This window comes from Hydrogenophaga sp. 2FB (assembly GCF_005503365.1).
Taxonomy (GTDB): Bacteria; Pseudomonadota; Gammaproteobacteria; order Burkholderiales; family Burkholderiaceae_C; genus Hydrogenophaga.
This window is the reverse complement of record NZ_SCML01000002.1, coordinates 123,372-147,714: the sequence shown is the minus strand read 5'-3', so window position 1 is coordinate 147,714 and position 24,343 is coordinate 123,372. Positions and strand designations below refer to the sequence as shown.

The window sequence follows — 24,343 nt, the reverse complement described above, 5'->3', positions numbered from 1 at the left end:
AAAGTGTCTCTATGAAGCTCAACGCGAACAGCGAGAACGTGCACGAACAGGAGCTGCAGGAGATCGCCGCAATGATCCGTCGCATCTACCTGTCCGTGCTCAAGGACGCCATCGGCCGCGCTGAAACCAACGGTGCCTGCTTCTATGCGTGCGTCCTGCTGCACCAAGCCATCGAGAAGTTCTCTTCCATGGCGGCCACGATCCGCGGTGGAGACGGACTGAGTGACGGGGGCTACTTCGACCCTTGGGGCCGGGGATTCGGGCACTACTGGGTGGAGGCCAGGCTTGATTCCGGCTCGGCCTGGGTGATTGACATCACGGCCGATCAGTTCGGCGGCCCCGATGTGCTCGTGGCTCCCCTTGCAGGATCCCAGATCACGTATCGACCCGGCGATCAGAGCAAGGTCGATGAGCACATATCTGAGCACGGTACGTTTACAGGCACAGATTTTCAATCATGATGGAGTTTTTTCCTTGAAATCGCAGGCGAAAACACCAAGCACAGACACTCCCGAAAGCATGAATTCATCTCCCAACCTGCTGATCACAGTTGACGGCCCGTCAACACGCGACATCGATGACGCCTTCTCACTTGCTTCCACCGAAGCCGGTTGGCAGCTCAAAGTGGCCATCGCGACGCCTGCCGCAATCGTCACGCCGGGGAGCGAGCTCGACATGGCCGCCCGAAAACTGGCGGCCACGGTCTACGGCGGCACCAGGGTGATCAAAAGCATGCTGCCTCTGGCATTGAGCGAGAACCAGTGCTCACTGGTTGCGGGGGCAGATCGCCTGGCCATGGTCATTTCCATCGACCTCGACGCGCGGCTTCAAGTGCTGGCCACCCAGGTCAGCTTCGACCAGGTCACGGTCAGCAACCGCTTGACCTATGAGGATGTCCCGCGGCTGGCGGGGCAGCAAGACACCCTCGGGCAGCTGCTGCGTGATGCGATCAACGTCTCCAAAGGCCTACTTGCCGGTCGGCGCAGCTCTGGCGCCCTGGCTTTCTTCGACCTGAAAACCCTCATCTACCTCGATGAGGACGGTGCGATGCAGCACGCCAAATCTGTCGACGACATGGTTGGGCACATCGTGATCCAGGAATTCATGGTGCTGGCCAACACGCAGCTTGCTCGCTGGGCCATCGAAAAGGAGCTGCCGTTCATTTACCGATCGCACCGGCCCAAGTTGGCGGCCCCTCCTGTGGCCGACATCCTGGAGTCCATGCAGACCATGAACGAGGAGGCACTCAAGGCGCAGCTGGCGGTCATCATGGGCACTGCCGTCTACAGCCCCCACGCGCTCGGGCACTACGCCCTGAGCCTGCCCTACTACGCTCACACGACGTCGCCATTGCGCCGGTACGTCGACCTGGTCAATCAGCGACAGATTCGGGCTCACTGCGCAGGCATGCCCCCGGCTCATGGCCAGGATGAAATCACGGCAATCTGCAGTGAAATCAATGAAGTCCTGGCCCAGGCCAAGATTGACCGCTCCGACAGCTTCAAGGCGGCCGTCGTGAATCGCGCCGCACGTGCGCTCGATGGAGGCCATCTCAGCCGCCTCGGAGACCCAGAGTTGGTCCAGGCGATCAAGTTGGCCGCCTCCTCCGGCGGGATGCCAGCCACCCTGGGCGCCTATCTCGCCAATCGGATGCGTGCCGAAGGCCTGGCGGACAAGGTGCTCGACGTGATGGTCACCGCGGCGTCTGCCATTGAGCTGCCCGAGGTACTGATTGAAGCCTGGTGCGCACTCCTGCTGAACGAGCCCACCAGGGCCAAGCATTTTCTGATGTTTGCCATCCAGACGGACCTGGCTGGCCAGCACAGCACGCGCGACCGCGCCATCGACACCAGCGGGTTCGAGGTCCACGTCTCGATCCTGAGAAAGTCCGACGGCACCACTCTCAGCGCCTCGGCCCTTGCACCACGGAAAAAGGACGCGGAAAACCTCGCCAGCGCGCGACTCATCTGCCAGTTCATGGGCGCTCCCGCCTCATCAACGCAAGCCCGAGATGTGCTTTCCACCAGCACACCGCCCGCTGCACCTGCCGGCGCACTGCAGGCCTCGGATCGCCGCAACTTCAAGGGCGAAATCATGGAGTTCTGCCAGAAGCGGCGCATCGCGCCACCTGCGTTCGAAGTGTCTTCGACGGGGCCATCCAATGATGCGAGGTTCACCTGCAGGGCCACGCTTCAACACCCGGGAGGACTGAAGAGCGTTGTGTTTGAAGGCGCCAAGACCAAGAAGGACGCCGAGGCTGGTGCCTCACGCAAACTGCTTGATGAGGTCGGACTTTGAAGCAGGGATCTGGAGGCCATCAATGACGAACACAATCCCCTTTGAAGCTAACCATAGTGGAGCTCAGGCGTGCTTCACCCTCAGCCTTCCCGATACAGCAACTCATGGATCTGATCGCCTGGCGCAGGATGTCCAAGAGTTGCTCCTGAGCAGCGTGCACACCCGCTTTCCCAGCCTGGGTTGCGAAGCGACGACTGGAATCAGCAGTTACCAGGGCGATGGGGTATGCGCGCGCACGGCCAGCGATGTGGAACATGGGTTCTTTGCCATCGAGGTGATCGACCTTCGATCCCGGGACCGCTGGGATGCGTTCATCGTCCGTCTTCCAGACGGTACGCACCGCACCGGGTGGACCAGGCACTGCGCCGGTGAAGTTACAGAGCCTTCGGAGTGGCTCGAAGCCGTGGCGCATTTCAAGCTGGGAGAAGAGGTCCAGCCTCAAATCCAGCCATCCTTCCTCTCACTGGTCGCTGTCTTCTGCAGTGACACGCAGATTGCGGTGGCCAGCTCTGATCTGCCCGAGCGCCAGGCCATGGCCGCGGAAATTGATGACTTGAAGCAGATCACTGCGCTTCAGGCCATGCAACTGCACGCCATGAGGGTCCGGCTTGCAAATGCGCCGGCATCGGTTGAGCAGGAGCAGGTGAAGACCGTCTACACGGGCTATGACCAGGTGGGTGCGTGGGCCGCCGAAAACGCCGATCGCATCATCATCCTCCCGCGCGCCATCTCGGCCTGCAAAAACGCCCAGTACGACAACCCGGAACTGCTCTTCCAAGCCCTGGAGCTGCTGGCCACCACCTATCGCGAGGTGCGCACGAGCACCCTGCCAAGAGAGCAGCTGATCCAGCGCGCCACCGAGCTGGGTCTGAGCATTGGCGGGTCGGTCGATCCGGCTCGCGCCACCGAGGACTACTTCTTTCGCTGGGGCCGCCGACGCCGCTTCCTCGACCAGCACCTTGGCCGTGGCAACTCGCGTGATCCGCGGCACTGCCTGCGCGTCTACTTCACGTGGGATCAGGACACGCAGATGGTGATCTGCGGCTCCATGCCGATCCACCTCCCCAACTCGATGACCTGAGGGGAAATCCCATGTCAAAAGCAAGTCAACGTCGCCTGTCAGAAGCCCAGAAACGCTACGAAACGAAGAAGAAGAACGATCCTGTCTTCCGCGCATTCGCAGCTTTTGAAGAGTCCGACCCCCTGGACATGATGCTCCGCCCGGCCAGCTACTACAAGAAGGTCATGGCGGCGCTCCAACCAAATCGGCCGCATGAAGATGACGCCATCCTCGACAGGTTTTACAGGGGATCACGAGGAATCTTAGAAGTCATTCACGAATCAATTGAACACGGCCTCAGCAACGAGTCGTTTGTTCCTGGACTGGTGATCCAGTTTGGGAAGAATGGCGTGCTTTCAGTCTCTCCACGAAGTCCGAGCTTTTTTGAGCCGCCGGGCCCTGAAGTCAGCTTTCACGAGCATCTGGTCGCCCAGGAGATGAAGAAGTCGTGCCATCGGGATTCCGCTGTTGCATGGTTCTGGATTGCCTCCGCGACTGTGCCCGGACAACCCATGTTGGTCCTGGCCGCCAGTCGCACCGGTGCTGGACGCCTGTGGATGCGCATTGAGGACCAGTGGATACACAGCCCCAACACCAGCTTCTTTGGCATCATCTTCGAAGATGCCGAGACCTCCTACAGCCGAACCAGTCATGAGCGCGCCAAACTGGCTCTGGACAGAGCGCTGGCGAATGGCGTCATGCCTCGCGGCAGTTCGTGGTGCGATATCCCCGGCACCGCGAACGCCGTGTCCGAACTCATCATGGATTTTGCGACGCCCTACCTCTCAACCGCCATAGCGTTGGCGGTGATGCATGGAGATGCCAAGTTCGAGGCCCAGGATGAGGCTCAGGCAGCCAAGGACACTCAGCAACGTGAGCGCCGAGATCTGAAGGCCGAATTGGCGACCGCGCTACAGAGCCTGGCGGCCGAGCGCCTGGTATCCGCAGGCCTTCGCAGAGACGTTTCCAGGGCTCAGGAGGCACCAAAGGCTCCACCTCAAGGTCATGTGGTCACCCACCCCTCGCGCAGCATTTCCGAGCGCATGGGTGTTTTCTTCGGACAGTGATACGGAAGCACCGATGACACGGTTACCCTCATAAGAAGGGCATCAAGCAGGCTTGAAAGTGGTTCTGGTGGCGCCTATTGGATATGCTCTCTGCATATTCAGGACCACAGCTGCACCCCATGAGCTCCCTAAATCTTTCAACGCTGAAAACCATCAAGATCAACAAAGCCACGCCACACCAGATCGACTATCTGGTTGCCAAGTGCGAGGGTTATGAACTCGTTTCCGATGGAATCTCGCTTCTACTGAAGCAGGGACAGAAGCTTCTCATCCTGGGGCCCAACAGCAGTTCGTTGGCGTACTCGCCTTCCACCGATCCGTCTGTGGGCTTCCCCATCATCGAGCGGCTCATGAAGCAGCACACCTTCAGCGTTGGCAGCGTCCTTGGCGACGATGTTGGCTGCACGGCGCAGTTGATCTCTGCTGGGCAAAAAGTGTGGGCGTGCGGCACCACGGCGCTCATCGCTGCCATGCGTTGCTATGTGATTTCCTTGCGTGGCGAGTCCGTTGAGGTGCCGGAGGCAATTCAATGAGATACCGCGGCCACACCCTCACCACCCACTACCTTCCAGGCGCAGACTTCAGGATCACCGCCGAAGGAAAGACGGTAGACCGCAAGCCGACAAGCAAGGACATCGACTACGTGCGCTCAGTACCCGATGACGGAGGCACCGCGGTCAACTCCTCCAGCATCAAGGAGGCGAAGGAATTCATCAGGCACCTGGAGCGTCATGACCAAAATGCCGGCTCCCCGGGAGCGGCGTCGGAGGTCTCGTCACCGGTCGATCCAGTTGCTCCCAGGCGACCTCGCATGCGCCGATAAATTCTCTTGAGCATCGTGTAGTCGCTCGCCGGCAAGCGGGCATTGAGTGGTTTTGGTTGTGCTTATTGGATATCCTTTGTGCATATTCAACTGATGCCAACAAAGACCATGACCACTCAAAATCAAGAGAAATCGATCTTCCTGTTCATGACGGAAGGCAGTTCGGACAAGGAGTACCACGTTCATCTGCGCACGCAGGGTGACGGATGGGTGGTCCAGGCGGCGAATGGCCCGCGCGGGCGTGTTGGCAAGACGAGCTTGAGAACGCACAGCCCCGTTGACTACGCGGCCGCCTGCGACGTCTACGACAGCCTGGTGAAGGCCAAGAAGAAAAAGGGATACACCGAGGCAGAGAGCGGCATCCGCTTCACAAACTACGAGGGCACTGCCGCGCCCAGTGGTCACGTTCAACAGTTGCCTACGCCAGTCGATCGCGCTGGCGCCGGGCGGATGATCTTCGATGACCGTTTCGGCATGCAGGAAAAGGCAAACGGAGAGCGCTGCAGCATCGAGGTCCGCAACGGCGTCGCGCGCGGCATCAACAAGCTCGGCCTGTACCGCAACCTGCCTGAGAACATTGCCGAGGAGATGGGCGGCTTCCAGAACGCCTTCTTCGACGGCGAGATTGTGGGCAACACCTACTACGCCTTCGACTTGCTGGACTACGTTGGCGACGATCTTCGTGGCAAGCCCTTTGCCGAGCGCTATGAGGCCCTGGCCAATGACGCCCTGGAAAGTCTGTTCATGGTGCCCCACAGCTGCGTGAAATTGCTTCAGTGCTCGTTCACGACCGTCGCGAAATCCGAAAAGCTGAAGAGCATTGAAGAGACCAATGCCGAGGGCGTGGTTTTCAAGGACGTCACAGCACCTTACGCAGGAGGCCGCAGCGACAACGTCTTCAAGTTCAAGCTCATCGAGTCCGCCACCTGCATCGTCACCGGCATCAACACCGGGCGCTCCGTTGGCATCGGCCTGCTCAATGCCTCCCTCGAGCTCTTGCCCGTTGGCAATGTGACGATCCTGGCCAACTTCAGCATGCCGGCAGTTGGCGACCTGGCCGAGGTGCAGTACCTGTACTTCAACCCGGGCGGCGCATTTGAGCAACCGGTCTACCTTGGCCCGCGCTCGGACATCGCGACCAACGAATGCCTGATCACCCAGGTGTCGCGCCTCAAACCTGGCGTCAGCATGGACGACATGGGGCGACGTATCTCCGGCGCCGATTCGATCGTCGCTACGGCCTCTGCCCCCGCTGCGCGCCGCGCGCGCATCTGAGCAGACCGGACAGCCTCAACAGATCACGGGTAGATGACAATGAATGCAGAGATCCTCGCGAAGGTCCAAAGCCTCATCGACCTCAAAGCCCTGTTCGTCGTGAATCACAGCGGCGGCAAGGATAGCCAGGCAATGTACCTGGTGCTACGGGATATGGTGCCTCGCGATCAGCTTGTTCTGGTACACGCCGACCTGGGTGCCGTGGAGTGGGCCGGGGCGCTTGCCCACATCAAGGAAACCACTGCGGGGGAGCCTCTGCATGTTTGCACATCCCGTCGTGGATTGCTGCAAATGATTGAGGAACGTGGCATGTTCCCTTCACCAGCAAACCGATCCTGCACCAGCGACCTGAAGCGTGGCCCGATTGAACGAACTATCCGCGGCATCACACGCGAACGCCAGGCTGTCGGCATCGAGAACTGGGGCCTGGTGGTCAACTGCATGGGCATGCGTGCACAGGAATCCAGCAATCGAAAGAAGCTGCCAGTCCTAAAGTTCAGCCACCGCAATAGTAAGGCTGGCCGTGAGTGGTATGACCTGCTGCCAATCCACGACATGCTCGAGCACGAGGTGTATGAGACGATTGCAGCAGCAGGGCAGCGGCCACACCCTGTGTATGCGCTGGGCATGAAAAGATTCTCATGCGTTCTGTGCATCATGGCCAGCGAAGAGGATCTCAAAACCGCTGCCCGCCTGGCCACGGAGCAGCCCGAGTTGCTCAACGATCCCCACCTCTACCGCAAGTATGTGGGCCTCGAGAAATCCACTGGCCAAGTCATGATGATGCCCACCAAAAAGCATGGGCGCCGCACACTCGAAGAAATCACTGGAGTGATTGCTGACGAGATGGCGGCATAAGCTTCACGGCCACATTCGTCTCGCCTCATCTGCCGCATCATCAAGCGTTTGGAAGAGGCTGTCGCTGTCACCTGTATCTGGTTGACCCACCTCGGTAATGGTGTCGATCATCCACCCGCTCTCGTACCGCCTGAGCAGGGCAACGGCTTTTCTTGCGCCGCTTGCAAGCTCGATCTTCTTCTCGTCCAAGAAATCATGCTCCATCTTGCACTCCTTTGACTGAGGTCAGTATCGCGCATCGCGTGTGCGACTGTCACACTCAACACGGCGCACGGCCAAAGCCTTGGCGCAAAAAAGGCGATGCCAAGCATCGCCTTTTACTTCCGCACGGGACAAATTTATTCAGTACGGCCGCTCAACGCAAGAGATGCCGACATAGTTGCTTGCACCATATCTCCTGACAGCTACTGTGCAGTTCTCGTAGTAGATGCGTTGAATGAGGTTGGAATGGACTACAGCACCGGGTGGATACTGGAAGTACATATTGCTACTAAGAATCTTCCAGATTGAGATGTAGCCTGCATTCTCATATGGCTGATTCATCGTATTGATGGCGGGACCAGTTGCAGGACCAGTGGCACTCAAAGGAACTGGCGCAGCCCAGGCCTTATTCATCTGCCCCTTGAATTCAGTGCAGCAGGTGTACCAGATAAAGACCGTTCGTGCCGGCGCTGGGGGAGTGCAGCTCGCCGAGGAAATCGACCGAACACCCGCAGCCGAGCAGAACAGCGACGCACTTCCTGCAACCCCGTTTGTGCTTGCAACGCCCAATGAAGCTCCGGCGCTCATCACCGGAGCATTTGCCGCGCAAACGGAACTACCGTTGGCCCACGAGACAGGGCCCGCCGCACACGATGATGAACAGGTCGAGCCGGGTTGCACCGACAACGCACCCGAGTTACAGGCCAGGACAGCGGATCCAGTGGACGGTGCATCGATGTCAGACACCGAAGCCGACTCACGCGAAATGATCACAGGCGATGCTGCGTTACAGGTGACGCCACCAACCGTCCAGTTCACCGCTTGCGCAGGACACGAAGGCTCTCCATTCGTCACCATCGTCCCTGGCTGAGCAAGCAGGGCATCGTTCACACGGACATTCAGGCCTGTGGCATTGGTGCTGGCGGCCGCGTTGCCTGAGCCCTGGGTCGACCCAACGCTCGTGGTCGAATTCATCTGGGCGGCACGCCCTGCTCGCTCGTGGTCCCAGACGGCATCGGGTTGAACGTGCCGGTTGGACTGGATCACGATCGGCGCCGGGTACGCATTGCCTTGCGCAACCGCGTCACTGGCACCCATCACATTGACGGCAGCCATCAACGCAGCCCCATAGAGACTGAAGTTCAGGGCGGATTTGAATGAAGCCATACGCGGTCCCAGAGAAATAGAAAGAATGCCGCCAAATCGACATGCTTCCTATTGTATATCTCTTACACCTTATATGACAGTTTTGTGTCTCCACATCCAGCGTCGACCTTAGGATCCCTCGTTCTCGGCGACGTGGTCCTTCTCTGCCTGAGATTCGAAGATCCGCTTGCCGCTCGAGTGGTGCTCAACCCATACACGCCAGCCATTCTTCGACACCGTCTCGGCACCATCCAGCGCGCTCGCGCGTACCTGAGGGTTTCCGGCATCACCGAAGATGCGGCCCGTGTTGCCAACTGCGTACATGAGGTTCCACACCTTCGTCGTCATGATTCTCTTCCTGTTCGATTTCGCGCCTGGCTCAAATGTCGCCGATCGAGAGTCTGCAGGCCTCGATAACCGGGGCCGACAGGCAGACACGGCCCAAGGCCTTGTCATCGACGCGCGCGCCCTCCAGGAGAGATCGCACCATGCCTAGGTTTCGAAGTCTCAGCAAACGCGCGACCATCTGGAATTGCATCCCCCAGTCGTGAGCAAACGGATCCCAGCTCTGCCCCAGGCTCTTGCTGCTGATCTCGAAGGCAGAGCCGGACAGGCGGGTGACAGCAGGATTCTGCATCTGAGCGGCGATCGCCTCGATCTCCTCACAGGCTTTGTCGATTGCCTGGCTGATCAGCGTTTCCGCGTGCTTGAGGGCCCCGGCCAGGCTGTCGGAGTGGTGGCGTTGGAGTTGGAGTTGGGTAGTCGAATTCATGATGTGTGGCACGGACTCAATCGAGCAGCACAAAGCCATGTCGAATGATGGCGTAGAGGTTGAACTCGCCGCTGGGCTCGAGCACAACGACATCATCTTGTTGCATGCCCATCTCTGCGCGAGTGAACGTTGAGCCGATGTAGCCGGCCTTGCGCAGCTCTTCGAAGACGTTGCCAAGGAAGACTTTGTCTTCACAAAGCTCGGCTTCAAAGGCGCCGGATCGGTCCAGGTGGATGCTCAAATCTGGGATGAATCCCTCACCGGGGATGGTGGCGCCATGCACGCCCCAAACGACGCCTCTGCGATCTTTGGCGACGAATGGGCCGGTGACGTGAATCGTGTTCTCGGTGATGGGAGTTGCCTGTGTCATATCGGGTTCCTTATTGCTGCAAATAAGATACCCAATCGCACAGGCTTTCGCCACATTCTTGCAGTGCGCCGGAAGGGCGCGTGACCGCTTCAGGGGCGGGGGCGACGTGCCGGAGCGCGCGTTTCCTCGGCCTCATTGGCCGCTGGCTTTTCGACGCGCTCCTCGCTGTAGTCGGCGTCCAGAAACGTGACACCAGGCGGTAGCTGGCTGATGCGCAGGTGAATCTTTTCCGCGCCGGCCTCGATGGTTTTCCAGAGCTCTTCCTTGAGCATTCGAGCCTCCATCAGGGCGGGAACCTTCCCCTCCTCAGTTGCGCGCTTCTCCAGCTTCTCCAGGCTATCCATGGCCGCCTTGAAGCGGACCACGTTGTCGCACAAAGCCTGGGCGTCCGTGACGAGTTCCACGTGATAGTGGTAGTACGAGGAGCGAAGCGCCCTGATTTCAGCCTCCAGGCGCTTGAATTCAGCCTCGTAGTTCACGGGCGCTGTCGTCGGTTGAGGAGCTTGTGACATGGTGGTCCTGCTGCGTGGTTGATTGCCGGGGAGGTGCTTGGGGAACGCTTTTGGGTGGCGGCTTGATGCCGCGTTCAGCCGACATAGGGGCCAAAGAGCCAGATGAAGCCGTTGACAAGCACTTGGCGACTCTGCGGGTCCGCAACACCAACGAAGGTGGCCAATCCGAGGCTCATGAAGAGAACGACCGCCACCCTCAGCGGACGTGCACGCCGCGCCTCAAGGATCTGCTCGGCCTCATCGATTCTTCGCGCGTGCGCGGCGTGAAGTTCACGCATGTCGACACTCTCGTTGCCGAGCGGGCGAACCCACGCTTCAGCACCCCATTCCTCTTCCAGCTTGCCCTGGGCCGTCACGCTGATCGCGTTCTGGCGGGAGAGAAAGCGGCCGATCGCCTCCGTTGGCGTGAACGGGTTGCGCATCGGCTGTACATGGGATGGACGCAAGGCTGCGGGGCTCATCTGAGGCTCCTTGAGAGCGGTCATAGGATCAGGGCTTTAAATGTTAGCTTATACTATATCCTATACGCCGCCTTTACGGATATGAAATCGGTTTGGATCTTGGCGGCCATCCGCACGTGGCGTGCCGCGTCGCACCCCCACCCCTCTACGTCGCCCCATCTCATCGCTGAAGCATCTACGCTTCCCCCTCCCCCATGCCCACCATCGAGAAAGAAATCGCCGATCAGATCAACCGCCACCTGCGCATGCTTCTGTCATCTGGCAGGACAGTCACCGTTTGCGATCAAGATCGGATTCGACCGCTTCTTGCGGCCGCAGCAAGGACGGGCGGAGGAATCGAAATCGCCGTCGACTCACCCCTGTCGCAGGAAGCCGCACGCGAACGAAAGGCTCCAATGCTCAGCAAGGTGCGCGGGATTCTGTTGAGCGCAGCGCTTAGCTCCAGGGTGCACGAATTCTGCTGTTCCGGGGTCAACGACGAGCCCTTGACATTTCGGATTCAATGATCAGGCATCTCGGCCCGTTTCCCTCTAAACTGAATTCATGAAGCTCAAACTCATCACCGCGGCTGTTGCAGTTGCTGGCGCGGCCCTGGCCGGGTACTGGTACTACTCTCCTTACCTGGCGATCGACACCATGCAAGCCGCAGCCAAGGCTGGTGATGGTGAAACCTTCAACGATCACGTGGACTACCCTGCCCTGCGGGACAGCCTCAAGGGCCAGCTCATGGCCTCCATCACCGCCAAGATGCAAAGAGGCCGGGATGACAGTGCCTTCTCGGCCATGGGCGCCATGCTGGGCACGGCTCTCGTGAACCAGATGATCGATTCCTTTGTCCGCCCCGAAATGGTCATGACGATGCTGGCGCAAGGCAGAACCACGCCAGTTCAGCCTGGGGTCAAACCCGCTTCGTCACCTGCTGATCCGGCGCCGGTCTCTGACGCCCCGGAAAAGAAGTGGAGTCTCGAGAGAATCTCGATGAACAAGGTGATTGCCAGCAAGGGTGAACTGGCCGACTCCGAGGGTGGACTCTCAGGCCTGGTGTTCCTGCGAAGCGGTTTTTCGACCTGGAAGCTGTCCGAGATTCGCTTGCCCGCTGAAGCGACCTCAGACTGACCCGGGCCAACCCGATGCTGGCCCACCACGCGAAGATGGTGCACTTAAAGCGGCGCGGCCAGGGCTTTGAGCACCCGTCTTCGTTGAGGGCGAGATAGTGGGGTGGCGAACCCGAGCGCCCGCAGGCTCTTTGGCAGCTCGCCCAGGAAGTCTGCGAGCTCGCCGTCTTGGGTGCGGGTGACGAAAGCTGTCATTAGTGCCTCATGGGCTTGCTGACTGCTCAGCTGCACGAACAGCTTTTCGTAGTGCCGGTACAGAAGCCCGTTGGGCAGGGCGGGTTGCACACCGTGGTGGACGTGGACCGTGTCCATGTACTCATGTCTGCGAAGCATGCGCAGCACCGTAATGGGCTCAACCTCACTGATGCCCGGGGTCGCTGCCCGCACCTCGTTCAAGCTGCCGTCAGTCTCCAGAGTCAGCACCCCGACACGAGCATCAATCCGAGGCATGTGTCGAGCGGCCAACGTGGGGTGCGTCACGAGGTACACCCGATCAAACGCGCGCAGGTAGTCATTGGTCTGAGTGGTGAGGCGCTTGGGGCTATCGAACTCGGTCTTGATTTCGTATGCAGCAGAGGTGGCGCCGAACGCAGCCACATCCACAAACGAACTGGCGACGTGCTGCTCAATGACCACCCCAGCAGGGGGCGCTGTCGCATGAAATGCCAGGTGGTTGGCCAGAGCGTTCTTGTAGACGAATTCGCAGCGGTAGCAGTGCAGAAGCGACTGATACGCAGCATCGAAGAGCGTGGCCACGGTCGCGGCGCTACTCGATACACCCATGCCGTGGCTCAGCAACTGCCCGGTCACTGCGCTGGCATCCCCCGTGACCCCGAGTGCCTTGAAAATGGGCCGGGTGAACGCGCGTGCGGTTGCGCGGAGTCCGTCCAGGAAAGGCATCGATGGCTTCGTCACTGCGGATAATCGAGTGGAATAACGTGAGAGTCGCGCATGGCCTGAAGACGCAGGCCGAGCTGGGAAGGAGAAGGCTTGATGGCCTGAATGGACGCGGCGGGCCAGATGGTTGGCCCACACAGACTATTAGGTAGGTGTTGAAGCTGCGAGCCTGCGCCCTGTCATGCCGTCGAAGACGGGCGCCGGGGTGTAGTTGCTGTCAATTTCGTAGACCACCAGGACATCGGCGACCTCTGCCACGCGGGTGTAGTAGCGAAAAACACCATCCGCCCAATCCCAATCGTGGATCCGGTCTTCAAGAAAGACGGAGCCGTGGTGGATGAGCAGCTTGTCCACGTTGAAAAGGGCTTCGTTGAGGATCGTGGCCACCCGAACCGGCTTCTCGGCCAATGGAATGCGGATGCGGCCACTTGCCGTGATTCCACGCAAGATTTCGTAGCGTAGAGCCTTGAGCATGATTTCAGTACCTCGGAATGCCACCAGGATGACGGCGTGCGGTGGATGACGCCCAAAAGGCGATGGCTTGATCGATTTCTTCGGAGCGATCGGGCCAGAGCCCCTTCATTCGCGCGCGAAGCGTCGCCACCTTCTGAATACCCTGCTCGCGGGCCAAATTGAGCGCACTGCGAAGCATGTCGAACGCTGCCGGACTCAGTTCCGGCAGCTGGGGCTCATCAGTAGGGGGCGTCGAAACAGTTTCCATGGTGGCGGTATTCTGCGACCGGTTACTGTGCTTTGAAGAGCTGCAGCGGGGCCTGCACCTTGATGTCAGGACGCATCGCCTTGGGTGCGCCGAGCCAGTTGAAGGGTTCCGGTCGGTTCTTGGCATCCAGCGCCACCGTGGGTCGCGCCTTGCCTTTCCCGGCCACCATGGGGGCACTTTCCGCCCGCAGTTGCTTCATGTGATCGTGCAACCCGCTCAAGGCTTGGATCCGTTCACCGTCGGATGGGTGGGTGTCGAGGAAACCGGTTTTCGTCGCGCCACCCTTCGCGGCCATCTTCTGCCACAAAGTTACCGCAGCTTTGGGATCGTAGCCAGCGCGCGCCGCAAACTCGATGCCCATGGCATCTGCTTCGCTTTCAGCTTTTCGGCTGTTCGGCGCCACGATGAAACCACTGGCACCAAGCGCAACGGCCTCTTGAGACAACGGCATACCAGTTTGACCCAGGAGCGCGCCGCCGATGGAGGTCAGGACAGCAGCACCTTGACGGGTGGACTTCTTCTCCAGGCCGTGTTTCGCAAGTGCGTGACCGATTTCGTGGCCCATGATCTGGGCGATTTCATCGTCCGTGAGGGGGAGGTTGATCATCCCTGTGAAGATGGCCATCTTGCCCCCTGGAAGCGCCCATGCGTTGAGCTCAGGGGTGTTCACCACCATGACCTCCCAATCCCATGCCGCCGAATCTGGCCGGTATTTGACGGCCTGATCAATCAGGCGGTTCGTGATGGCGTTGATGCGCTTGATCGTGGGCGCATGCGTGACCAGTTCACGCTTTGCTGCGTACTGCGACTTCATGGCGGCAAATCCTTGCGCCGACTCCACGATCAGGTCTTGTTCGCTGCCCAGCGTCACCTGCATGCGCCCGGTCATGGTGTTGGTTGCGCAGCCGGTGATCAGAACCATGATGGCAAGTCCAAAAGCTGCGAAGGCGCGCCTGAAGATCGAGGTGGTGTTCATTGGGTCCTTTGATGTCGGGGTTTCTGATGTGGTGGCGTTTCACGCGCCGCTTGAATAAAAGATACCCAATCAAGCAGCCGAAAACCACTGCGGCCTCAAGTCCGTGACGCCGGCAGCAATGACCTGCCAGGTCTTCCCATTGCGGTGAAGTCCAGAAGCGGCTCGCCCCACGTCTCACCAATGGGGAAGCACTGTCGAAACTCGGTTGTCAGGTCAGCAGCCTTCGCTGTGACCTCTTGTTCGTTCATGGAGATCATGGCGACCACACGAGTAGCCAGAACCGCAACAGCGTTGAAGCCCAGGATGAGGTCGATGACCTGCTGCATCTCTTGGCCGGAGACCTGATTCATACGCGCGCTCAAGGGCTCTTGGGTGTGTCCGTACACGCGCCCGATGCTCTCCAGAAGCTCACCCCGTGAGCCTCCATGGCGGCGATTCTGCAGTGCCAGGAACTCCGCCATTTCGCGATCCGAAGGGAAGGCGGTGGCAAATCCGGGTGAGGAAGGCGCCTGAATGCGCTTCAGCTCGGCGTCAATGGCGTCATCATGTGGTCGCAACGCATGACATGCACTGAGCAACAAGAAATGGATCTGCTGGTGGTGCATCGCCCTCAATGAGTTGGCGGCCATTTGCTGTGCAACCAGAGAGGACGTACCGCAGAGCTCAAGCGCGAGATCCGCGGCGGCAATGACGGCACCCGTTTGCGGCGTCTCATCCTTGAAACACATCGTGTCGAAAATCAAGAACAGCTTTGACCTCATCTCGAAGGTCAAATGAATCAGGCCGCTGTACTGGGCCCTTTCGACCATGCGCTCTGCGAGCCTTTCTGTAATGGCGCCTTTGGGCATGGGGCTTTCGATGTCCGGGAAATTGGGGAGACTCTTCTATCGGCAAACTGAGTTCAATCTGAAGGCACAGACCCATCCCCGAGCCCGACGAATGAGCGGCTATCCTCACTGCTTCCGCCCGATCTCGGCGACCTTCTGAAAAATGCCATGCTCAAGAAGCCCTGGTACATCATCGCCACGAATTTCGCGCTCTCAGCTCTGGGCATTCAAACGATCACGCTGAACTCCAAGTGGCGCCAGGACAATGTGCAAATGGCGTTTGAGCAAGGCCTGACGCCCAAGGAGGCCGCCCTGGTGATCTACAAGCTCTTGCCGATCACGCAGAGCACGTCGGTCGATCGCGTGCTCGCCGAGAAAACGATCGCGGCCTGGCGCGCTTCCCAAAGTGTGCGCAACGAGGTGTTTTTGCTCGCCGACATGCAGGCGTATCCCAAAAGCCTACATTCCCCCGTCAAGACTCCAAGGTAGAGTCGCACCGTCGGCGGCCGCCGCACGGAATGCCCATTGACAGATACAGGATTCGAACATGACCAATTTCGCCACATCGCTCAAGCAAGAGATCTCTCGCGTCGCTCGCAAAGAGATGCGCAACGAGATGACTGCCTTGCGCAAGAATGCGGCCGATCAGAAGGCTCAAATCTCCGGTCTCAAGAAACAGCTCGCTGCCATCCAGCCCCAACTGCGCGCCATGGCCAAGGCCATCGCCAAAGTCACGCCCGCAGCTGAACAGGTGCCCGAAGATGAAGCGAGCTCGACACGGTTGAAGCCCGGTAGAAAGGTCGTTTTCACACCTGAGCGACTGCAGGAAGCGAGAAAGCGCCTGGGCTTCACCCAAGCTCAGATGTCGACGCTCCTTGGCGTCTCCTCCCTCACCATCTCCAAGTGGGAAACCGGCCAGGCCGCGCCCAGACCCAAACGCACCGGCCTGGTTCTGGAAACGCTGGCGCTGGGAAAGCGAGCGGCGCTTGCCCGTCTCGAATCACAAGTTGCCTGAAGCCGCGACTCCATGAGCAAGACCGCGTACGAGCAATCTGTCGATGACCGCCGGGCCGCGGCGCGCGCACAGCGCGCCGAAGGCGGCTCGCTTGCCGACTACGGCTTGCGCGAACAGCTGGAGTGGCTGGGAGGTCAGCCAGCGAGTGCCGATGGCATGCTGACCGTATATAGGGCCATGACGGAGCGCGGTGAAGTCCTGCCTGGCGACTACGTTACGAACTCAAAGGACTACGCCCAAGCTCACATCGAGAACAACATGGGCTGTGTCGGCGTGATCGTTGAGCTGCCAGCCCACCTCGACGAGCTCTTCCCGGCGGACGGCCCCAAGGAGTTTTGGTACCTGCCCAGATCTCTGGATGCGAGTCAAGACGCAAAGGACAGCGCGGAAGTCGGCGCGGCGCCAGCCAAGCGTCCGTTGCGACCACGGTAGATTTCAGCCCCCGCAGCCGTCCGCTTTGGCTTTCGCCTTCATCTGCGCTCGTGCTGATCTACGGGCGTAACCTGCTCGCTTGTGGAGGGCGGGTGGTCTGGTGCTGGCTCACCGTGGAGTCGCCGGGCTCCGAAGAACACTGGGCGTAAGTCCGATCCCTTTGCGCCTCCTCTTCGGCAAGAACCCTTTTGAGAACCTTCAACGATGTCGCTTCAAGTTGACCTTTCTGCGACTCGGTGTAGACGGTCGGCGTCGTGCCGGCGCCATCCTCTTTCATGATCTCGATGAAGCGGGCGTACGTTGGGTCCCGACGCGCGTTGGTGACACGCTCCTTCTCGATCCACTTGTCGTAGTACGAGGGAGGCATGCTCGTGGCCAGGCCGAATCCCCCGCCAGGCCCCCACAGGCAGTCGCGCATCACGCAGCTGATGGTCGATCCGTTGTAGACGCTGGATGGGACATTGAGGTACACGAGCCCCGATTCACGGAGCTCATAGAGCCCCATGGGGCCCGCCAGGGGGATGGGCTTCTTGCTCACGCCGGCAACCATCATCCACTTCGAACCCTGCGAAAGCGCGTCAGATTCAAGGTGCGTCTCTCGAAGGAAGAGGTCAAGGGTATCGCCCAGGACATGCTGGCGGTAGCGGAGACAGGTCAGGAGCGAGTCCACCCCGCATTCATTGAGATCCTCGGGGAATGGCATGCTCTCCGAGGGTGATACGAAATTGGCAAGGTCGACGTACAGGTTCTCGTTGACCCGGGCCAACACCTGGACCTCGGCCGGCGTCCTCTTCGGCAGTGCCACGATGCCGGCAAGCACCATTTCTCCGCCACCAACGATCCTGGTGAAAAATCTTCCAGTTGCGACCTTGTGCAGTGGATACGCGCCCGCAATCACGCCTGCTTGTTCATGGGAGACTTTCAAGTCAGCTCCTCCGTGTATGTGGTGCGGTGGCTCCTTCCACTCGCACGATGATTGCGCCTGGTTCTCTTTCCTTGATATCGGCCACAACCCTACCCTTGCCGAGCGTGTCAAGGACCTGATTTTTAAGGTCTTCAATATCCTTGAACCATCCACGCTTGATGGCGGTTTCAGGAGAAATCACGTAGTCATGACGCCTCATCGTCGACATGAGACCAAGCCTGTGTGCCAATTGGGGATGTTCTTCCCAAAGCGCCTTTGCGGCCATGCATGCAAGGCTGGTCATGATCAGCGCATTCCTGTCTGTTTTGCGCCTTTCGCGCCATCCCATTCCAATATCCAACGAGATTTCCCCACGGAGTACACCTTCTTCGGCCCAGACAAGGAACCTGGCAACGTGGGACTCGTTCAGTAGCTTTGTGGTCGAAATCGGGCTTTCCATGGTGTACCTATTCGTGGTTATCGATGGCTGAGTTCTGCTCAACTCGTTCGATGAACGACGGCAGCCTCTGTCAAGACGGTTATCAACATGCGTTTAGCATATTCCTTACACACCAGTATACTGACCTTCGACTACACCACCAACCTTCTTGACGCCGCGGCATGACCATCGAAAACGAACAAGTCCACCTCCGATTCACCCTGGATGCCGTCATCGACACCAACGGCGAGGGCCACCAGGCTCTGGCCGCTCACCTGGAGAAGTCGATGGCCCAGGCAGTAGGCAATGGGGCCATCACTGGCCATACCGCCGCCGAGGTCCAAGACTACACCTCGAACGTCAGCATTATGGACAAGGGCGCCATGGCTCTCAGCGAAGACGATCTGAGCAGCTACTTCAGCAACCAGATTGAAAGCGGCGCCATGGATCTTGAGCGAATCCCACTCATGATGGCGCGCCTGGCCTTGCGCGATCCCGCAGATGTGCGAGTGGAAATCGCCGAGCGCATTGAAATGCTCAACGAGAGCTGCGACCCGGCACCGGCCTCGGCCACAGGCTCCTCGATCGCCCCTCCCCGCCCCTTCTGAACGGCCGACGCCATATGAATCCGCAGATTGCATCGCCCCTGGATCGGGCTGCTGAAGGCGAGGCGGAGTCGATCGCCGCAATTGGCGCCTCAGAACGTGCGGCTCGCGCACTTGCTCACGCTCGATGCTTTCGTGAGTTCATGTCCGCAGGCCGTGAGGTCAATGCGAGCGAATTGAAGCTGCAGGCCCACTTCGAGAAATTGATGCCCTTCATTCGCCGGCGTGACGATTTCGATCTGCGCGTCACGAAAGCCGACCTGGCGAAACCGTTGACCGAAGAGGGATACGGCAGCACCTTGACAGTTGCCATCGGAGACCTGCTGTCATGGGACTGCGCCGATCGGTTTCCTGAACTTGCAGCGAAGCTGATCGCCGCATACGTTCTCGCCGGCTACTTTCACATCGACGACTTCGATGCGCACATGGGTGGAATGGAGGATTACTGGACACCCCTGGAGAAATGCATCCGGTCTGGCTACGGCGCGGCTGCATCCATCCTGATTGACCTCGGCGCCGACATCTCCAGGGTGCCGGCGCCAGCCATGATCCAGAATGCGACGCCGCCAGAGGCGAATTCCCAGGATCAGTCCGGCGATCACGCCTCAGTCCCGGGGCTGGACGGTCTTTTGAGTGAGGTCGAGGCTCAGCATCCCGCAACCGTGTCTGCTGTGCATGCTGCCCTGATGAGGCGCGTCATGAAGGCGCGTTCATCGCTGGTTGCCGCCAACGAATCAAGCGCGTTGGTATCGAGCGGCTTGTCTGCTCGCACCTCGTCTCGCGCGCGACTCTAGGGCCGGCGGCGAAACAGCTGGCGCGAGACCAGATCTTCAACGGTCGGCTCGGCCGCTCATGGCCTTGACTCTTTCGACGATCACGTCGGTCATCCGGCGATTCAGGTGTTCGGGAAAGTGATGCATCGTGTGCACAGCGTTCATGCCGTCGAACATGCGCATCATCTCCTTGCTCAGTTGAGCCATGTCGATGCTGGTGCCGATCTGGGATCCGTTTTGGAACACCACCTTGCTGTCGCACAGGCACAGCATGAGGATGGCGATTGAGTCTCCCTTCTTTTCAAGGAAGTGATACCAGAACGGCCAGGCGTTCGTGATGTTGCGCAGGTATGCCACGCATTCCGGGATCTGGTGTACCGGGCGCGGGTCATTGTCGTACCCGGAGAAGGTGAAAGTGATGCCGTCCATGAACCGGTCTGCGAATTCAGGGGTGTCCGACAGGAGCATGAGCCGCTCTACTGCGGTGCCGATCAAGCCTTCCTCGACCTCCCTCTTGGAGAACTCGATGACAACGAAGTCGCTGGCGCTCACCTGCGCGTGGAAGTCGTCAGCCGTGACGCGGCTGATCAGGGGGCGTCCAATGCGGCCGGTGTTTTGGTTGGCTGGTTTTGGGGCTTTTCTCATGTGCTCTTGATTGTGTGCTTTGCTGGATCAAGAATATCCAGAAAGTACCGAGTATTCCACTGCTCGATTCGATCGGTATGGCCAAAACTCCATCCGAGCTGGGGAAGAGCTGGCCGGGGCCTGCGCATGGTGGCGCAAGGGTACTTCAGGTTGGATACTCGGTGCCTATGGGATATCCTATGTACATCCATCGCACATCGCGCTCGGAATTCACTGGAGCAACTCATGACCCGTTTCAACACCCTGAAGATTTCCCTGGCCATGGCCGCTGCCTTGGCCGCCGGCACCGCAATGGCTGCTGCGCCCAAGGCCAAGACCTGCGCCGCTGACGCCACGGGCGGCATTGTCAAGGAGGTCAAGCAGGTGGGCTCGAACACCGTCATGTCCTTCAAGGACAGCAAGTACCAGATCACCATTCCCTCGAACAAGAAGGAAGCCAAGGCACTGGCCAAGGTCAAGCCTGGCACTCTGCACTGCGAAGTGGATGACACGGACGTTTGAGCTTGAGCGTTCCGCTCAAAGTCAAATTGACGATCGAAAAGGCCCGAGGGGCCTTTTCCTATGTGGGGGCAAACATGGCGACAGGACATGGCGACGGCTATCAGGACTCGCACGGCGAGCTGGCGGCGACGCACTACAAGCTGGTGCACTCGATTTTTTCTCCGAACGCCACCCGTGAGACGAAGGAGCACTTCGCCAGGAAGCTCCACGAGTTCATCGGCCGCGGCATCCCGATGTATTCTGGCGACGAAGAGGTGGATCTCACCAAGCCGGCCTTGCGAAGCATGTGCTCTCAGGACTGGCCAGACGATGCGGCAGATTTGATCGAGCGACTTTTCAAGGCCTACGTGGCTGCCGGGCAAATTGAGGTTCAGGACTGTGGGTTTCCCCTGACGTATTCGTTGCCGGACGATCGCCCGAAGGACGGCTCTCTTCTCGAGCTCGCGGTGAACAGGGGTTCGCACCACGCCGTTCGGGCCCTCTTGGATCTGGGCGCCGACATTTCGTGCGTTCCGTTCAAACGCAGTGTCATCGTGCCCAATTCGACCACCAATCCATCAAAACGGGTGGAGGTCGAGCGTGGCGACATTCTGGGCTACGCCATGGCCATGGGGCGTTACAGCAACCCGCTTTTCAAGCATTTGACCGAAGCCGTCATGCGCAAAACGCTCGAGGCACCAAGCCCTTCCTCATCAACTGAAGACGCCGATCAGCCACCGCAAAGCGCTGACGCGCCATTGCCTGGCGCACGGCCGCGGCGAGCCGCACTTTGAGCCCAAGCACCCTCCATCCCGCCAAGTTGCATGAACCAGCTCTCACGACCCATCCTCCCAGCCTGGATTGAACCCAGATACGGATTCCGATCCGGCCCTGTCGGGGGGCTCCCTTGGGTCTGACCCTGGGTCTGCCGCTTCAACCGACATCCCTCATCTCCGCCCCATCCGCCTCGGCGCGCCAGGTTGTGACACCCTCACCCGAGCCCCCAGCTCTACGCTCCCTGAAGTCATGAGCAAAACGCCTGAACTCATCTCGACATCCACGAAACCGCTCAACAGTCTGGACACCACCTGGCACCAGGTCCGAACCCACCTGGAGCTGGGCCGAGATCTGTTGAGCGAGCCGATCGACATCCCGGCCATGGAGGCGGCCAGGCATGCATGGCTCCTCGCGCACGTGCTTCACCTTCCAGACGGAGGTGCTGAACCGCTTTCGATCGAGTCGCACCTGGCTGACTGCTTAGAGCTGATTCACGACTTTGCGGCCCGTGGAGTTGCTCTGATCGAGATGTCCGAAGTCACGGGGCCTCACCAGATCGCTCACGTGCTAATTCCCCAAGTGGTGACCTGGTCACACAGAAGCAAGCATCCCGACGTGGTCCGTGATCTGCTGGACACCTACGGCCGCGCGGGATACTTCGACGTCGTCGCAAGCACGATCGAGGTCCCCCAAGGTGGGCGGCCAAGCCTTGTTCTCTGCGACACCCTTCTGGAGCTGGCGATCGAATGCTCGGCGGCCGACGCCGCGGCTGTTCTGATCGATCTCGGCGCCGACATCACTCAGACGCCCATGCAGCCCACCGCCGAGCTAGCAGCGGAGCTCACCTGCACCCTCCCTTCCAAGGCCGGCGACTTTTTCACCTTCCTGGAGGAATCGGTCAATCCTGGTAGCGCGACTGATCTGGCTGTGCGTGCCGCACTGATGCGTCGCAGCATCAACACGGCGGTGGCGGCCACCATCAAGGCACAAGAGCCACCTCCTGCAGCACCGCGCTCGCGCAGGGCCCGCCTGTGATCGGCCAACGTCCAATGACACCTCAAATAACGATGCAGGCAATGGATCCCAGGATTGAACAGGCCATCGCCGAAGACCGCACCCTCCCAGATCTAGGTCAGGGCCGACTTCACCAGGCACTGCTTACAGACATCGAATCGCTGGTTCCATGGCACGCACCCGACTGGGGCAAGCTAAATGCTGCGCGCCTTCACCGGCTGAAGGACCTCATTGCCCGCAAAGTCCCGATCCTGAAGCTCTCCGAGACCATTGACACGGCCGATCTGCGGGCTAACAACATCATGGCAGTTCGCCGACTCATCAGCTGGTCGACGCCAAAACCCCTGCGCGTCGTCGGCGTCGACCTGGTCAAGGCCTATGTCGCCGAAGGGTACATCGACCTCTCGCTGCAGATGTTTCCAGAGCTTCCCAGTGGGCCGACATCATTGCTCGAGTGTGCGATAAAGACGAATCACCCTGAAATCAGCGCGGCGCTGATCGATATCGGTGCAGACATCTCGCTGGTGCCTCTGGCCGGCATCAACATCGTTGGCCATGGCTATCTGGCCGCTGGGGACCTGCTCAGCTACGTCGAAATTGACTTCGGCCCGGACTCCGAGATGACCCAGCAAGTACGCGCGGCCGTAATGCGCCGCATGATCGGTCGGGGCATCGATTCGAATCCCCCACCAGAAGGCTCAATTGAGGCCCATACCCCTCGACCGCGGCGCCGATCGATCTGAGTTGCCATCACGCCCCGGTGAGGGTCCCGCCTTCAACCCTGAACCAGCAGGCGCAACCGTCAGGTCCTGCGTGGTCCACCACGCCACCGTTTCGACAAACTCCGGGCGCCCCGAGGGCTGGCCATGATCACTCACATGCTGCCCGATGCCGAGAACCCTGCCTGCAAAGCGCACCAACGGGCTGACCCGCTTCGGAATGGGCGGCATCGGAGATAGCTCAAGGCGATGAGGTCGGGATTGCTTGCTCACAGGCGTTCTGGCTGAATTGTGTATGCGTTTACTATATCGCCTACACTACCTTTTCGGTTGGCGATGGCACTGAATTCCGTGGCAAACCTCATGATCCCTCACCTTTGGCAATCCATCGAGGCCTCACTCTTCCATGTTGGCGGCGCAGCTTGACCCTTCGATTCTGGCTTCAAAGCTAAGCCAGGACGCATCACTTTTCGCGCCCGAAGCCGCTGAAGCTCACCGCCAGGCGCTGGATGAGTTTTTCGTGTATCAGGACCATCTCACACATGGCGCCAACGAGGTTCGAAGGGAGATTGCGCTCCACCGGCTCAACCAGTTCATCGATCGCAGTGTTCCAGTCCTTGAGGCCCTCAAGCGACCTGGTCGACCGGTGAGGGAGGTGAACCCCTTCTCTGCGTTCGCCGGCAACTTCTGGCCATCTTTGGGCGACGGCACCGTCACTATCACCACCCTGCTCCAACGCTATATGGAGGCGGGTTACATCAGCTTTCGTGACGACAAGATCGTCACATCCTGGGGCACCGAAGATCAGAAGTTCTCCGAGGCCGGCGATCTGTTGTGCGTGGCCATGGAACTGAGAAAGCCAGACCTGATCATGGCGCTGTTTGCGATCGGCTTCACATTCGACAACGTGCCTGGGAAAGATCACGTTTTCGAACGCAGAAAGCGCAAAGAGTTGATCAAGGCCGGCGACGCATGTGCGCTCGTCGATTTTTTCCACGGCGACGACGATTCACCGATCAGCATGCACCCGCGACTTCATGCGCTGGCCATGGAGGCGGAAATGCGTCGAGTCATCCTGGGCTCGGCTACGCCAACTCATGAAGCCGATCAACTTCAAAAGCCCGCCAGGCGGCGCGCTGCGATCTAACCGTTCACCACTTC

34 protein-coding genes are annotated in these 24,343 nt (G+C 59.6%); 19 read left to right on the top strand and 15 right to left on the bottom strand.

The annotated features are described in order from the left end of the window. Window positions 1-11 precede the first annotated feature (11 nt). From FFS09_RS01800 to FFS09_RS01770, 7 genes are all read left to right on the top strand, one after another. Entirely contained in the window at window positions 12-461 is a 450-nt protein-coding gene (locus tag FFS09_RS01800; RefSeq protein ID WP_137917156.1) for a hypothetical protein, read from the top strand. After that, window positions 409-2,298: an RNB domain-containing ribonuclease gene (locus FFS09_RS01795; protein WP_171019829.1), complete on the top strand. Its 1,890-nt coding sequence runs from the start codon at window positions 409-411 to the stop codon at window positions 2,296-2,298. Before FFS09_RS01800 ends, FFS09_RS01795 begins: the two co-directional genes overlap by 53 nt. 22 nt (window positions 2,299-2,320) lie before the next feature. Next, window positions 2,321-3,379 (top strand): hypothetical protein, encoded by a 1,059-nt coding sequence (locus FFS09_RS01790; protein WP_137917154.1) that lies wholly within the window; start codon window positions 2,321-2,323, stop codon window positions 3,377-3,379. 11 nt (window positions 3,380-3,390) lie between these two features. Continuing rightward, on the top strand, window positions 3,391-4,425 hold the full coding sequence (locus tag FFS09_RS01785; RefSeq protein WP_137917153.1) for a hypothetical protein: 1,035 nt from the start codon (window positions 3,391-3,393) through the stop codon (window positions 4,423-4,425). 119 nt (window positions 4,426-4,544) lie between these two features. Continuing rightward, window positions 4,545-4,958: a phage protein NinX family protein gene (locus FFS09_RS01780; protein WP_171019828.1), complete on the top strand. Its 414-nt coding sequence runs from the start codon at window positions 4,545-4,547 to the stop codon at window positions 4,956-4,958. A 398-nt stretch (window positions 4,959-5,356) separates the two neighbouring features. After that, window positions 5,357-6,523, top strand: coding sequence for an RNA ligase family protein (locus tag FFS09_RS01775; protein ID WP_171019827.1), 1,167 nt, complete (start codon window positions 5,357-5,359; stop codon window positions 6,521-6,523). Window positions 6,524-6,556: 33 nt separating this feature from the next. Then, window positions 6,557-7,381, top strand: a complete 825-nt coding sequence (locus tag FFS09_RS01770) for a phosphoadenosine phosphosulfate reductase domain-containing protein (protein WP_171019826.1) — start codon at window positions 6,557-6,559, stop codon at window positions 7,379-7,381. Between the two features lie 3 nt (window positions 7,382-7,384). Here the strand turns inward: FFS09_RS01770 and FFS09_RS01765 are convergent, their stop codons facing one another. The 7 genes from FFS09_RS01765 to FFS09_RS01735 all read right to left on the bottom strand — a co-directional run bounded on the left by FFS09_RS01765 (window position 7,385) and on the right by FFS09_RS01735 (window position 10,867). Next, complete coding sequence (locus FFS09_RS01765) at window positions 7,385-7,585, bottom strand: hypothetical protein (protein ID WP_137917149.1); 201 nt, start codon at window positions 7,583-7,585, stop codon at window positions 7,385-7,387. Between the two features lie 138 nt (window positions 7,586-7,723). Next, window positions 7,724-8,749 (bottom strand): hypothetical protein, encoded by a 1,026-nt coding sequence (locus FFS09_RS01760; protein ID WP_137917148.1) that lies wholly within the window; start codon window positions 8,747-8,749, stop codon window positions 7,724-7,726. A 108-nt stretch (window positions 8,750-8,857) separates the two neighbouring features. Further along, complete coding sequence (locus tag FFS09_RS01755; RefSeq protein WP_137917147.1) at window positions 8,858-9,076, bottom strand: hypothetical protein; 219 nt, start codon at window positions 9,074-9,076, stop codon at window positions 8,858-8,860. 31 nt (window positions 9,077-9,107) lie between these two features. After that, window positions 9,108-9,500, bottom strand: a complete 393-nt coding sequence (locus FFS09_RS01750) for a hypothetical protein (protein ID WP_137917146.1) — start codon at window positions 9,498-9,500, stop codon at window positions 9,108-9,110. Between the two features lie 16 nt (window positions 9,501-9,516). Then, a complete protein-coding gene (locus FFS09_RS01745; protein ID WP_137917145.1) occupies window positions 9,517-9,870 on the bottom strand; it encodes a hypothetical protein in 354 nt (117 codons plus the stop codon). Window positions 9,871-9,959: 89 nt separating this feature from the next. After that, window positions 9,960-10,349, bottom strand: coding sequence for a hypothetical protein (locus tag FFS09_RS01740; RefSeq protein WP_137917144.1), 390 nt, complete (start codon window positions 10,347-10,349; stop codon window positions 9,960-9,962). A gap of 107 nt (window positions 10,350-10,456) precedes the next feature. Further along, a complete protein-coding gene (locus FFS09_RS01735) occupies window positions 10,457-10,867 on the bottom strand; it encodes a hypothetical protein (protein WP_137917143.1) in 411 nt (136 codons plus the stop codon). 170 nt (window positions 10,868-11,037) lie between these two features. Here FFS09_RS01735 and FFS09_RS01730 point away from each other — a divergent pair, with 170 nt between their 5' ends. Both FFS09_RS01730 and FFS09_RS01725 read left to right on the top strand, forming a co-directional pair. Continuing rightward, complete coding sequence (locus FFS09_RS01730) at window positions 11,038-11,349, top strand: hypothetical protein (protein WP_137917142.1); 312 nt, start codon at window positions 11,038-11,040, stop codon at window positions 11,347-11,349. 37 nt (window positions 11,350-11,386) lie between these two features. Continuing rightward, entirely contained in the window at window positions 11,387-11,959 is a 573-nt protein-coding gene (locus FFS09_RS01725; RefSeq protein WP_137917141.1) for a DUF2939 domain-containing protein, read from the top strand. Window positions 11,960-12,003: 44 nt separating this feature from the next. Here FFS09_RS01725 and FFS09_RS01720 read toward each other — a convergent pair whose 3' ends face one another. The 5 genes from FFS09_RS01720 to FFS09_RS01700 form a co-directional block, all read right to left on the bottom strand. After that, the gene (locus FFS09_RS01720; protein ID WP_137917140.1) at window positions 12,004-12,858 is read right to left on the bottom strand and encodes a sce7726 family protein; all 855 of its coding nucleotides are present in this window, start codon (window positions 12,856-12,858) and stop codon (window positions 12,004-12,006) included. A 141-nt stretch (window positions 12,859-12,999) separates the two neighbouring features. Then, window positions 13,000-13,329, bottom strand: a complete 330-nt coding sequence (locus FFS09_RS01715; RefSeq protein ID WP_137917139.1) for a hypothetical protein — start codon at window positions 13,327-13,329, stop codon at window positions 13,000-13,002. A gap of 4 nt (window positions 13,330-13,333) precedes the next feature. Next, the gene (locus FFS09_RS01710) at window positions 13,334-13,576 is read right to left on the bottom strand and encodes a hypothetical protein (protein WP_137917138.1); all 243 of its coding nucleotides are present in this window, start codon (window positions 13,574-13,576) and stop codon (window positions 13,334-13,336) included. Window positions 13,577-13,598: 22 nt separating this feature from the next. After that, complete coding sequence (locus FFS09_RS01705) at window positions 13,599-14,552, bottom strand: M48 family metallopeptidase (RefSeq protein ID WP_212745033.1); 954 nt, start codon at window positions 14,550-14,552, stop codon at window positions 13,599-13,601. Window positions 14,553-14,647: 95 nt separating this feature from the next. Next, window positions 14,648-15,400 carry a hypothetical protein gene (locus FFS09_RS01700; protein ID WP_137917137.1) on the bottom strand — a complete coding sequence of 251 codons (753 nt, stop codon included), beginning with the start codon at window positions 15,398-15,400 and terminating at the stop codon, window positions 14,648-14,650. Window positions 15,401-15,547: 147 nt separating this feature from the next. Between FFS09_RS01700 and FFS09_RS01695 the strand changes: the two genes are divergently transcribed. Genes FFS09_RS01695 through FFS09_RS01685 form a run of 3 tightly spaced genes read left to right on the top strand, consistent with a single transcriptional unit; the run spans window position 15,548 to window position 16,826 of the window. Beyond that, window positions 15,548-15,868, top strand: coding sequence for a hypothetical protein (locus FFS09_RS01695; RefSeq protein WP_137917136.1), 321 nt, complete (start codon window positions 15,548-15,550; stop codon window positions 15,866-15,868). Between the two features lie 58 nt (window positions 15,869-15,926). Beyond that, entirely contained in the window at window positions 15,927-16,394 is a 468-nt protein-coding gene (locus tag FFS09_RS01690; protein WP_137917135.1) for a helix-turn-helix domain-containing protein, read from the top strand. Window positions 16,395-16,406: 12 nt separating this feature from the next. Then, window positions 16,407-16,826 (top strand): hypothetical protein, encoded by a 420-nt coding sequence (locus tag FFS09_RS01685; RefSeq protein ID WP_137917134.1) that lies wholly within the window; start codon window positions 16,407-16,409, stop codon window positions 16,824-16,826. A 58-nt stretch (window positions 16,827-16,884) separates the two neighbouring features. Here the strand turns inward: FFS09_RS01685 and FFS09_RS01680 are convergent, their stop codons facing one another. Together FFS09_RS01680 and FFS09_RS01675 are read right to left on the bottom strand one after the other, a co-directional pair. Further along, on the bottom strand, window positions 16,885-17,751 hold the full coding sequence (locus FFS09_RS01680) for a hypothetical protein (protein WP_137917133.1): 867 nt from the start codon (window positions 17,749-17,751) through the stop codon (window positions 16,885-16,887). Window position 17,752: 1 nt separating this feature from the next. Beyond that, window positions 17,753-18,190 carry a hypothetical protein gene (locus tag FFS09_RS01675; protein ID WP_137917132.1) on the bottom strand — a complete coding sequence of 146 codons (438 nt, stop codon included), beginning with the start codon at window positions 18,188-18,190 and terminating at the stop codon, window positions 17,753-17,755. 161 nt (window positions 18,191-18,351) lie between these two features. Between FFS09_RS01675 and FFS09_RS01670 the strand changes: the two genes are divergently transcribed. Both FFS09_RS01670 and FFS09_RS01665 read left to right on the top strand, forming a co-directional pair. Next, window positions 18,352-18,777: a hypothetical protein gene (locus FFS09_RS01670; RefSeq protein ID WP_137917131.1), complete on the top strand. Its 426-nt coding sequence runs from the start codon at window positions 18,352-18,354 to the stop codon at window positions 18,775-18,777. A 14-nt stretch (window positions 18,778-18,791) separates the two neighbouring features. Then, window positions 18,792-19,568, top strand: a complete 777-nt coding sequence (locus tag FFS09_RS01665; protein WP_137917130.1) for a hypothetical protein — start codon at window positions 18,792-18,794, stop codon at window positions 19,566-19,568. Window positions 19,569-19,604: 36 nt separating this feature from the next. Here FFS09_RS01665 and FFS09_RS01660 read toward each other — a convergent pair whose 3' ends face one another. Continuing rightward, on the bottom strand, window positions 19,605-20,192 hold the full coding sequence (locus FFS09_RS01660; protein WP_137917129.1) for a hypothetical protein: 588 nt from the start codon (window positions 20,190-20,192) through the stop codon (window positions 19,605-19,607). Between the two features lie 225 nt (window positions 20,193-20,417). Between FFS09_RS01660 and FFS09_RS01655 the strand changes: the two genes are divergently transcribed. The 5 genes from FFS09_RS01655 to FFS09_RS01635 all read left to right on the top strand — a co-directional run bounded on the left by FFS09_RS01655 (window position 20,418) and on the right by FFS09_RS01635 (window position 24,329). Next, on the top strand, window positions 20,418-20,693 hold the full coding sequence (locus FFS09_RS01655; protein ID WP_137917128.1) for a hypothetical protein: 276 nt from the start codon (window positions 20,418-20,420) through the stop codon (window positions 20,691-20,693). 2 nt (window positions 20,694-20,695) lie between these two features. Beyond that, window positions 20,696-21,466: a hypothetical protein gene (locus tag FFS09_RS01650; RefSeq protein ID WP_137917127.1), complete on the top strand. Its 771-nt coding sequence runs from the start codon at window positions 20,696-20,698 to the stop codon at window positions 21,464-21,466. Between the two features lie 232 nt (window positions 21,467-21,698). Beyond that, entirely contained in the window at window positions 21,699-22,484 is a 786-nt protein-coding gene (locus FFS09_RS01645; RefSeq protein WP_137917126.1) for a hypothetical protein, read from the top strand. Between the two features lie 41 nt (window positions 22,485-22,525). Further along, the gene (locus FFS09_RS01640) at window positions 22,526-23,206 is read left to right on the top strand and encodes a hypothetical protein (protein WP_137917125.1); all 681 of its coding nucleotides are present in this window, start codon (window positions 22,526-22,528) and stop codon (window positions 23,204-23,206) included. A gap of 382 nt (window positions 23,207-23,588) precedes the next feature. Further along, window positions 23,589-24,329 carry a hypothetical protein gene (locus FFS09_RS01635; protein ID WP_137917124.1) on the top strand — a complete coding sequence of 247 codons (741 nt, stop codon included), beginning with the start codon at window positions 23,589-23,591 and terminating at the stop codon, window positions 24,327-24,329. Window positions 24,330-24,343 lie beyond the last annotated feature (14 nt).